Source organism: Streptomyces sp. NPDC087263 (genome assembly GCF_044744645.1).
Taxonomy (GTDB): Bacteria; Actinomycetota; Actinomycetes; order Streptomycetales; family Streptomycetaceae; genus Streptomyces.
Map to the genome: position 1 here is coordinate 1,186,733 of NZ_JBIUYT010000001.1, position 10,265 is coordinate 1,196,997.

Consider the following 10,265-nt stretch of genomic DNA (forward strand, 5'->3'; position numbering starts at 1 on the left):
TGGCGTGGCCCGCTGTCGCGGGTCACGCTGGGCTGGGGTACCGGGGGGATTGCCATGCGAACCATGCGGAGTGCACGTGCCGTGCTGCGCAGATTGCCGACGCGGGTGCTGATGTGCGTGCCGGTGTGTGTGCTGGTGGTGTCGGGACTCGCCGGCTGTGACGCGCTGTCGACCTCGTCCGGGCCGTCCGAGCCGTCCGCGTCCGGAGCCTCCGGGGGTACGGCGTCGACAGCGCCCGCGGGCTACGGCGCGGTGTTCCTCGGCGTCGAGGAGTGCAGTTCCTTCGGGACGACCAGCTTCACCGAGGTGCCCTGCACCAGCGAACGGGCGGCCGCGCGGGTGGCGGCCCGCTACGACGGCAAGGTGGCGGACGGCCCCTCCTGCCCCGCGAACACGGACTTCGTCCTGCACATCAGCGAGATGCGGCCCGCCTCCGACGAGGACGGCGACGGCGTGATCCCGCAGGGCTACGCCTGTATGCGCAAGCTCGAACCCCCGCACCCCGGCGACCCGGGTGGCGGCGGAGGCCCCCGCACCGTCGTCGGTGACTGCGTCTACAGCTCCGGCAGCGGCCAGGTCCGCGAGACCGCGTGCGACGGCAAGGGCAGGAAACCGCCGGAGTACAAGGTGATGTCGTCGGTCGAGGACCGCTCCCAGTGCCCGGCCTCCACAGAGCTGTACGTCCAGCTCGGCGGCACCAGGCCGGTGGGCTGCGCCCGCCCGGTGTACTGAACGGGCGGACGCAGCACCGACGTTGCCTACTTGCCTACGGGAGCAGGCCGGGAGTTACGGCCGCAGCGTGGGCTCGCGCTCGATGTCGCGAACATCCAGCTTCGCGTCGAACCTCGCGAGCGGCTTGGCCGCCGACGGGTCCGCCTGGACGGTGGCCGAGGCGACGCCCGCCCACTCCAGGATGCGGGAGGTGGCGAGGGCCTTCTCGTCCGCGACGAGGCCCGCGACGTTGGCGCCGTGGTTCAGGCCGGGTGCCGTGAAGACGTAACTGTCGTGCGCGCCCTTGCCGAGGCGGAAGCGTTCGGCACCCCACGGGTCGTTCTGGCCGTACACGTACAGCATGTGGTTGGCGTTGTTCTTGACCCAGGAGTCCACGTCACGCATCGCCGACGGCTGGAACTTCATGGAGATGTCCCGCGGCACGAAGTTCCGCGGCGGCTGGTAGCCGTAGTGGATCAGGCTGGACTCGATGTGCGGGAAGTCGATGGTGGGCGCACCGAGCTGCGTACCCGCCTGGTAGTAGTACGGCGTGTACGGCTCCAGGCCCTGGTCCGTGTAGAAGGAGAACCCGGAGATCGTGTCGATGGAGGTCCAGATCTCCTCGTCCGTGGCGTTCACCGCGTCCGCCGGGATGGTGTCGCAGTCGGCGAGCAGGCTGTACTGCCAGAAGCCCCACACGTAGTCGAGGACGACCGCCTCGTACGCCCGGTCGAGGCTGCCGATCGTGGTGAAGGTGTACCCGTTCTCGGCGGCGTAGGCCGCGTACGTCTTCTCCAGCGGCTCACGGCGTACCAGCGCCTCGCGCTGCACGGCGTTCAGCCTGTCGCGGCACTCCTCGGTGCCGACGTTCTCGAAGAAGGTGTCGTACGCCGAATCCTCGTTGTTCACCACGTCGTTGGGCGCGACGTACGCGACGACGCCGTCCATGTCACGCGGGTAGAAACGCTCGTAGTACGTGGCGGTCATGCCGCCCTTCGAGCCGCCCGTGGAGATCCACTTCTTGTCGTAGATCGGCTTGAGGGCCTGGAAGATGCGGTGCTGGTCGCTGGCCGCCTGCCAGATGTCGAGCTTGGACCAGTCGGCCGGGTCGGGCCGGGACGGAGTGAAGAAGCGGTACTCCATCGAGACCTGGTTGCCGTCCACGATCTGGGTGGGCTCGCGGCGGCTGGGGGTCGTGGAGACGAAGTAGCCGCCGGTGTAGAAGACCGTCGGGCGCGCGGTGTCCTTGTGCAGCACGGTGATGCGCTGCTGGAACGTGCCCTTGGACGGGTGCCGGTGGTCGATCGGCTGGGTGTAGTTGAGCACGAAGAAGCGGTAGCCGGTGTACGGCTTCTCCTGGACGAGGCTCATCCCGGGTATCGCGAGAAGCCGGTCCAGTATGTCTGTACTAGCTGTACTTGCCGTACCTGTGGTGCCGGTGGTGGCCTCCGGCTGGGCGGCGGTGGCCGCCCCGGCCGTGCTCAACGTGCCTATGAGCACCGTGAGCGCCAGCAGCCATCTGAGCGCCTTGCGCATGCACCCTCCCCTGGAGTAACGCAGATGTCCGCCGGAACCTAGCGGAGCAACTCGCGTGACACCAGGGGCAATTGCGCAAACCCTGTGGGTATGTGGTGAATCGGCCAAGAATCGAGATCATTCTGCCGAGCGATCAGGATCGCCGGGCAGCGGATCCGGAGCGCTGAGCAGAGGGTCCGGAGCGCTGAGCAGAGCATCCGGAGCGTTCAGCAGAGGATCCAGCCCGAACTCACCGATCCCCCGCCGACGGAGCCCTTGATCCACACGCAGCGCCGCCCCGCATGGACGGTCACCGGGCCCGCGTGGTGCGAGAAGAGCCCGTCGTCGACCACCGGCCGACCCCCACGCGCCTGCACGCTGACGGACATCTTCTTGCGGGACCCCGGCGTCCTGGCGAAGGTCATGGCGCAGATGTAGCCGCCGCGCTTGTAGACCTGCACGGATCCGGTCGAGAAGGGCAGCGTGCGGACCTTGCGCCCCGCGCAGGAGGAGGCCGCGGCCTCCGCGCTGCCGGGGCTCACCAGCGCGAGCAGTACGGACGCGGTCAGCACGGCAACGCCGAGCGCCGTCCGTCGGCGTACCGCGGCACTGTCCACCACTGTCGTCCCTCCCGTACCGCAACCCTATGCGCGTACTGGTGTACGGACGCACGACGCCTGTCGAATGGTTGCGCTTCGATTGGTTGCGCGAGGGGGTCAGGCCGGGTGACCGACGGGCTCCCCCGGCTCGGGTGCCCCGACGAAGGTCCGCCACAACTCGGCGTACTGGCCGCCCAGCGCGAGCAGTTCCTCGTGGGTGCCGTCCTCGGCGACCCTGCCGTGGTCCATGAGCACGACCCGGTCCGCGCGTGCGGCCGTGGTCAGCCGGTGGGCGACGACGAGGGTCGTACGGCGGCCCGCGATCCGGTCGGTGGCCTGGTTGACCAGTGCCTCCGAGGCCAGGTCCAGGGCGGCGGTGGCCTCGTCGAGGAGCAGGATGTCCGGGTCGACGAGTTCGGCGCGGGCCAGCGCGATCAGCTGGCGCTGTCCGGCGGACAGGTTGCGGCCGCGCTCGGCGACCTCGTGGAGGTAGCCGCCGTCGAGCGTGGCGATCATGTCGTGCGCGCCGACCGCGCGGGCGGCGGCCTCCACCTGGGCGTCGGTCGCGTCGGGACGCCCGTACGCGATGGCATCCCGGACCGTCCCCCGGAAGAGGTAGGCCTCCTGGGGGACGACGCCGAGCCGGTGCCGGTAGGAGGTCAGGTCCAGTGACCTCAGATCCGTGCCGTCGACGGTCACCCGCCCGCCGGTCGGGTCGTAGAAGCGGGCGACCAGCTTCACGAGCGTCGACTTGCCCGCGCCGGTCTCCCCGACGAAGGCGACGGTCTGCCCGGCGGGAATGGTCAACGACACCTCGCTGAGGGCCTCTTCGGCGTCGCCGTACGCGAAGTCGACGTCCTCGAAGGCGATTTCGCCCCGTAGGGAGGACACCTTCAGCGGCTCGTCCGCGGCCTTCGTCGAGGTCGGTTCCTGGAGCAGCTCCTGGATCCTGCCCAGCGACACGGTCGCCTGCTGGTAGCCGTCGAAGACCTGCGAGAGCTGCTGCACGGGCGCGAAGAACAGGTCGATGTAGAGGAGGTACGCCACCAGCGCGCCGGTCGTGAGCGTCCCGGCGTCGACGCGCTGCGCACCCACCACGAGCACCGCCGCCCCGGCCACCGACGACAGCAGCTGTACGAAGGGGAAGTACACGGAGATCAGCCACTGCCCGCGCCTGCGCGCCTGACGGTAGCTGTCACTGCCCTCCGTGAACCGCCGCACGCCCGAGCCCTCGCGCCGGAACGCCTGGAGGATCCGCAGCCCGGAGACCGACTCCTGAAGTTCGGCGTTGACCAACGACACCCGCTCGCGGGCGAGTTCGTACGCCTTCACACTCGCCCGGCGGAAGAAGAAGGTGCCGAAGATCAGCGGCGGCAGCGTCACGAAGACGACCAGCGCGAGCTGTACGTCGATCACCAACAGCGCGGCCAGGATGCCGAAGAAGGTGACGACGGAGACGAAGGCGGTGACAAGACCGGTCTGTAGGAACGTGGACAGCGCGTCCACGTCCGTCGTCATCCGGGTCATGATCCGCCCGGTCAACTCCCGCTCGTAGTAGTCGAGTCCGAGGCGTTGCAGCTGCGCGAAGATCTTCAGCCGGAGCGAGTACAGGACCCGCTCCCCGGTCCGTCCGGTCATCCGTGTCTCGCCGATCTGCGCCGCCCACTGGACGAGCACCGTGACCAGCGCAAGACCGGACGCCGCCCACACCGCGCCGAGCGCGACCTCGGAAACACCCTGGTCGATGCCGTGCCGGATGAGCACGGGCAGCAGCAGACTCATGCCGGCGTCGACGGCGACAAGACCGAGGCTGATCAGCAACGGCGCCCCGAAGCCGCGCAGCAACCGCCGCAGTCCGTAGGACTCCTCAGGCGTGACCGCCCGTGCCTCGTCGATGCCCGGGGTGTCGGTGGCCGGGGGCAAGGCCTCGACCTGGCTGAGGAGTTCGGGGGTGACCGGCATCCCGGCGAGCGCGTTGTCCTTGGGCTCGCGATCGCCCGTCCACAACCGGGGAGTGACCCCGCGCTCGGCGTCGAACTCGGCGTCCAGCTCGTCGCGTACGGAGGTGTCCTCCTGCGGCGCCACCGGCAGGGCGTGGCCCGGGGAGACGCCGCCCAGCTCGTCCGGGTCCGTCAGCAGCCGCCGGTACAGCGCGGAACGCCGCTGGAGTTCGTCGTGCGTGCCGATGTCTGCCAGCCGCCCGCCTTCGAGTACGGCGATGCGGTCGGCGAGGTTGAGGGTGGAGCGGCGGTGCGCGATGAGGAGGGTGGTGCGGCCCTCCATCACCTGACTGAGCGCCTCATGGATCTCGTGCTCCACCCGGGCGTCCACGGCGGAGGTGGCGTCGTCGAGGACGAGCAGGCGCGGGTCGGTGAGGATGGCGCGGGCGAGCGCGACGCGCTGACGCTGGCCGCCGGAGAGGGTGAGGCCGTGCTCGCCGACCTTGGTGTCGTAGCCGTTCGGCAGCTCCGCGATGAAACGGTCCGCCTGAGCGGCACGGGAGGCGGACACGATCTCCTCGTCACTCGCGTCCGGGCGGCCGTACGCGATGTTGGCGCGGACGGTGTCGGAGAAGAGGAAGGAGTCCTCGGGCACGAGGCCGATCGCGGCCCGCAACGACTCCGTGGTCAGCTCGCGCACATCGTGGCCGCCGACGAGAACGGCGCCGCGCGTCACGTCGTAGAAGCGCGGCAGCAGCAGCGAGACGGTCGACTTGCCGGAGCCGGAGGAACCGACGACGGCGAGGGTCTCGCCCGGGCGGATCTCGAAGCTCAGCCCGTCGAGGACCGGCCGCCCCTCCTCGTATCCGAAGGAGACGTCGTCGAACTCGACGGTCGCGGGCGCGTCGGCCGGCAGGGTCTTCGTCCCGTCCTTGATCGACGGCTCGGTGTCGATGAGTTCGAGCACGCGCTCGGCACCGGCACGGGCCTGCTGCCCGACGGTCAGCACCACGGCGAGCATCCGCACGGGCCCGACCAGCTGCGAGAGGTACGAGGAGAACGCGACGAACGTACCCAGCGTGACCTGCCCGCGCACCGCGAGCCAGCCGCCAAGGGCGAGCATCGCGACCTGGCCGAGGGCGGGGACGGCCTGGAGGGCCGGGGTGTACCTGGAGTTCAGCCGGATCGTCCGCAGCCGCCCCGCGAAGAGCCTGCGCCCGACCTCCCGGAGCTTCCCGGTCTCCTGCTCCTCCTGTCCGAATCCCTTCACCACCCGTACGCCGCTGACGGCGCCGTCGACCACACCCGCGACGGCGGCCGCCTGGGCCTGCGCGTACCAGGTGGACGGGTGGAGCCTGGAGCGGCTCCGCTTGGCGACCACCCACAGAGCGGGCGCGACGGCGAGCGCGACGAGGGTGAGCGGGAGGGACAGCCAGGCCATGATCGCGAGCGAGATCAGGAAGAGGAGCACGTTGCCGATGGTCATCGGCAGCATGAAGAGGAGACCCTGGATCAGCTGGAGGTCGCTGGTGGCGCGTCCGACGACCTGCCCGGTGGACAGTTCGTCCTGACGGCGCCCGTCGAGCCGGGTGATCGTCGCGTACATCGCCGTACGGAGGTCGTGCTGGACGTCGAGGGCGAGGCGGCCGCCGTAGTAGCGGCGGATGTAGGTGAAGACATACACGAGGGAGGCGGCGCCGATCAGTGCGCCCGCCCAGGGGGCCATGTCCCTGGTGTGGTTCCCGACCACGTCGTCGATGATCACCTTGGTGACCAACGGGACGAGCGCCAGTACGGCCATACCGGCCAGGGAGGAACCGAGCGCGAGCACGACTTCCCTCGGGTGCCGCCACGCGTACCCGGCGAGTCGCCGTGCCCATCCCCCTTGCGCTGCCACGCGGGTGCCTTCCGTAGATCTCAGTCCGCCGGAAGGCACCAACGCTCGGCGAAGCGGATTTCATCCCTCCGCAACAATTGGAGCTCAGCGGCGACCGCTACGACACCCTTTATGGCAGGCGGGCCCGGAGAGAGTAGAAGCGGGTGATCTGGGCCGGGTTCTGGTTGTCGTCGCTGACCAGGAGGAGGTTCAGGCGGCCCTTGGCGGAGCCGGTGATCGTCAGCCCCTCGACGTTGTCGAGGAGCGGGTTGGGCTGCGGCTGCTTGGCCGTGGCGCCCAGTGAAGGACAGTTCACCAGGTCGGCGAGGAGTGTCTTCCCGACCAGGCGTACACCGTCCTGCCCGGTGAGCGTCGCCGTGCTGCTGGTGTCCGTGGCGTGCCGCGGGTCCGCCAGGTAGAGGCGGACGGTGTTGCCGACGCCCGCGGTGAAACCACGCTCCAGGACGAGGAGGCGGCCGTCGGGGGTGGCGGTGACCTCGGAGACGCCGAGACCGGTGTCGATGCGGTAGCCGTACTGGGCGGCGAGCTGGAAGGTCCTACCGGAAGACTTCCGGTCCCAGGTCTGGAAGCGGACGATCTCCTTGCTGTCGCCGCTGATGCTGTTCTCCATCGCGGCGAGGAGGGTGCGGCCGCCCGGCAGCAGGGTCAGCCCCTCGAAGGTCTGGTTCGCGGTGGCACGGCCGGCGGGGGCGACCTTGAGCGCGTCCGGCACGGGGAGACGGTCGAGGATCTTGCCGTCGCGGGAGTAACGGCGTACGGACGGCTCGGTCTCGGAGGAGACGAGCCGCGTGCCGTCGCGGTCGACGACCAGGCCCTCGGAGTCGAGCGCGGCACCGTTCTCGTCGGCGAGCGGGACGACGCTGGTGGGCGCCAGGGTCTTCAGCGTCTTCGCGTCGAGGGTGAAGAGCGCGGACCGGTCGGAGACGGCGGCGATCTCGCCCTTCCCGTCCACGGCGAGCGCGGAGAAGTTACCGACGAAGGTGCCCTCGTACGTCGTCTTGTCGAGGGCGTCGGAGAAGCCGGCGATGGAGACGGCGGGCGAGCAGGCGTTGGCCGGAGCGGCGGTGACCTGGGCCGCGGTGGCGGGCCCGGCGGCGGTCAGGGTGGTGGCCGCCGCCAGGCCGGCGGTGACGGTGGCAAGTACGGTTCGCAGGCGCATGGCGACACGGTAGGCGGCGGCTGGTTTAGGGCAGGCGTACTGGTCGTGAATTCCGGGGAGTCGGGAGCCGGGGGAGGCTTTCAGCCGCGGGCTTCCTTGGGGCACAGTCGGCCCTGGCTATGAGCGGTGATGGCCATGCCGATGATCTCGTCGAGCCGGTTCCGGGTCTTCGTCAGACCCCTGACCTGCTCGTCGATGCGGCCGCGTTCGGCCACGAGCCGGTCGAGCAGCTCCGGCGTCACCTCACGGGTGAACACACACGGCATCAGGTCCGCGATCGTCCGGCTCGCAAGCCCGGCGGCGTACAACTGTTGGATCAGCTGTACGCGCTCGACGGCGTCCTCCGAGTAGTGGCGCTGCCCGCTGGGGCTGCGCTCGGAGGTGAGCAGGTGCTGCTCCTCGTAGTAGCGCAGGGCCCGCACGCTCACACCCGCCCTGGTGGCCACTTCGCCGATGCGCATGCCGTATTCCCTCTTCTCTGAGTCCCGTCTTCTCTGAGTCCCGGACCGCTTCTTCCCTGGTGTTCCGCATCACAGCCCTTGCCTCTGACGTCAACGTCAGGTTTTAGCGTAGCGGCACAGGGACCCACCCGGGTCCGTCCAGGAGGACACCCATGAAGATCGCAGGCTCCGTCGCCCTCGTCACCGGCGCCAACCGCGGCATCGGCCGGCACTTCGCCCAGCAGCTGCTTGAGCGGGGCGCGGCCAAGGTGTACGCGACCGCACGCCGGCCCGAGCTCGTCGACATCCCCGGTGTGGAGGTGCTGAGGCTCGACATCACCGACCCGGAGTCGGTCGCCGCCGCGGCAGCCGCCGCCCCCGATGTCACCTTCCTCATCAACAACGCCGGCGTCTTCACCTCCCAGAACCTCGTCGCCGGGGACCTGGACAAGATCCGGCTGGAGATGGACACGCACTTCTTCGGCACGCTCGATGTGGTCCGGGCGTTCGCTCCCGTCCTGGCCGCGAACGAGGGCGGCGCAATCCTGAACGTCCTGTCGGCGATGTCGTGGCTGGCATACGACGGCGCCAACGCCTATGGAGCGGCGAAGGCGGCCGAGTGGAGCCTCACCAACGGCGTCCGCCTCGAACTCGCCGCCCAGGGAACCCTCGTCACGGGCATACACCTGGCCAGCACGGACACCGACATGATGGCCGGCTTCGACATCGAGAAGAACGATCCCGCCGACGTCGTACGCACCGCTCTTGACGGCATCGAGGCGGGCCGCATCGAGGTCGTCGCGGACGACGCGACGGCCGCGCTCAAGGCGGCGCTGTCAGCCGACCCCAGCGTGCTGTATCCGCAGGTGGTGCCGGCGTCTTAGCCGTCAGCGTTTTAGGCGCGTCTGGGGCGTCAGCTCGCCGCCAGGTCCTTGTGGATGACCTTGGCCACGGCCTGGATGGTGTTGATGCCGTACTGCATGGTGCTGTTGCCGTGTGTCAGGACGGTGATCGTGTAGTCGTGGCCGCCGCCCTTGAAGGTGCCGACGCTGTGCACCCGCCAGCCGTGCGTGGACCGCGACAGCCAGCCGTTCTTGACGTGCACGGCGACGCCGGAGGGTGCCCCCGCCGGCGTACCCCAGCGCTGGGAGGAGATGACCTGGCTCATCAGCTTGAGGATGTACGTGCGGGCGTTGTCGCTCAGCACCGAGTTCTTCGCGGTGGTGAGTGCGAGCAGCTTCTGCTCGTCGCGCACGGTGATCTGGGTCAGGCCCCAGTACCCGTTCGCGCCCGGCTTGGTCTGGGTCATCCCGGCGGCGGCGAGGAAACCCTTGATCTTCGTCAGACCGAGCTGCTTCCACAGGGTGCTCGTCGCGGTGTTGTCCGACTTGGTGATCATCGCCGTGGCGAGGTCGGTCTCACGCTGCGTGAGATAGCGGTTGTGCTTCTTGGCGTCCCAGAGCAGCGTGGCAAGGACGGCGACCTTGACGACGCTGGCCGAGTCGTAGGCGGTGCTGTTCCGCAGGGTGCAGGTCGTCTTGGTCGTACGGTCGTACAGCCCGACCGCGATGGTCCCCGTACGGTTGGCGAGCGCCGTGGTGATGTCCTTCTGTAGCTTGGTGGCCAGGGCCGCCTTCGCGGACGTACAGCTGACCTGCGGCGCCGCCGCGACGGCGGGTGCGGCCGCCGCCACCAGCGGTATGAGCATCCCGGCGCCGACACCCGCGCCGAGCACACGGGTACGCCGCGATATTCGGTGAGTCATTGAGGCTTCCCATCCCCTAGAAGCGATGCGAACGCGCCCCCGGCGCGCTCGCATCTCTTGACTCACAGGATGGGGGGAATGGTTGTACGACAGTTGCCTCGAAGGTGTGAGGTGCCCAACATCGCGGCGGTGGCCCCTGATCCGGGGGGGGTGCCCCTATGACTTTGGTCAAGGGGTGATCGGGGTTGGTGGTTGGTAGAAAGTGCCGTCGCGGAGCATCGCGAAGAGCACGTCGGCTC

Annotated in this window: 8 protein-coding genes; 2 read left to right on the forward strand and 6 right to left on the reverse strand. The window is 69.3% G+C overall.

The genetic code is table 11. The features are described from left to right. The first annotated feature begins 63 nt into the window (after positions 1-63). On the forward strand, positions 64-732 hold the full coding sequence (locus tag ACIPC1_RS05230) for a hypothetical protein (protein WP_402513319.1): 669 nt from the start codon (positions 64-66) through the stop codon (positions 730-732). 54 nt (positions 733-786) lie between these two features. Here the strand turns inward: ACIPC1_RS05230 and ACIPC1_RS05235 are convergent, their stop codons facing one another. The 5 genes from ACIPC1_RS05235 to ACIPC1_RS05255 form a co-directional block, all read right to left on the reverse strand. Continuing rightward, positions 787-2,247 carry a S28 family serine protease gene (locus ACIPC1_RS05235; RefSeq protein ID WP_402513321.1) on the reverse strand — a complete coding sequence of 487 codons (1,461 nt, stop codon included), beginning with the start codon at positions 2,245-2,247 and terminating at the stop codon, positions 787-789. A gap of 206 nt (positions 2,248-2,453) precedes the next feature. Beyond that, the gene (locus tag ACIPC1_RS05240) at positions 2,454-2,843 is read right to left on the reverse strand and encodes a hypothetical protein (protein WP_402513434.1); all 390 of its coding nucleotides are present in this window, start codon (positions 2,841-2,843) and stop codon (positions 2,454-2,456) included. 99 nt (positions 2,844-2,942) lie between these two features. After that, the gene (locus ACIPC1_RS05245) at positions 2,943-6,662 is read right to left on the reverse strand and encodes an ABC transporter ATP-binding protein (RefSeq protein WP_402513323.1); all 3,720 of its coding nucleotides are present in this window, start codon (positions 6,660-6,662) and stop codon (positions 2,943-2,945) included. A 109-nt stretch (positions 6,663-6,771) separates the two neighbouring features. Continuing rightward, positions 6,772-7,821 carry an esterase-like activity of phytase family protein gene (locus ACIPC1_RS05250; protein WP_402513325.1) on the reverse strand — a complete coding sequence of 350 codons (1,050 nt, stop codon included), beginning with the start codon at positions 7,819-7,821 and terminating at the stop codon, positions 6,772-6,774. An 80-nt stretch (positions 7,822-7,901) separates the two neighbouring features. After that, the gene (locus ACIPC1_RS05255; RefSeq protein WP_402513327.1) at positions 7,902-8,282 is read right to left on the reverse strand and encodes a MerR family transcriptional regulator; all 381 of its coding nucleotides are present in this window, start codon (positions 8,280-8,282) and stop codon (positions 7,902-7,904) included. A 152-nt stretch (positions 8,283-8,434) separates the two neighbouring features. Between ACIPC1_RS05255 and ACIPC1_RS05260 the strand changes: the two genes are divergently transcribed. Next, complete coding sequence (locus tag ACIPC1_RS05260; protein ID WP_402513328.1) at positions 8,435-9,145, forward strand: SDR family oxidoreductase; 711 nt, start codon at positions 8,435-8,437, stop codon at positions 9,143-9,145. A gap of 29 nt (positions 9,146-9,174) precedes the next feature. On the opposite strand, the gene ACIPC1_RS05265 is transcribed toward ACIPC1_RS05260, so the two are convergent. Continuing rightward, entirely contained in the window at positions 9,175-10,026 is an 852-nt protein-coding gene (locus ACIPC1_RS05265; protein WP_402513330.1) for a serine hydrolase, read from the reverse strand. Between the last annotated feature and the right edge of the window lie 239 nt (positions 10,027-10,265).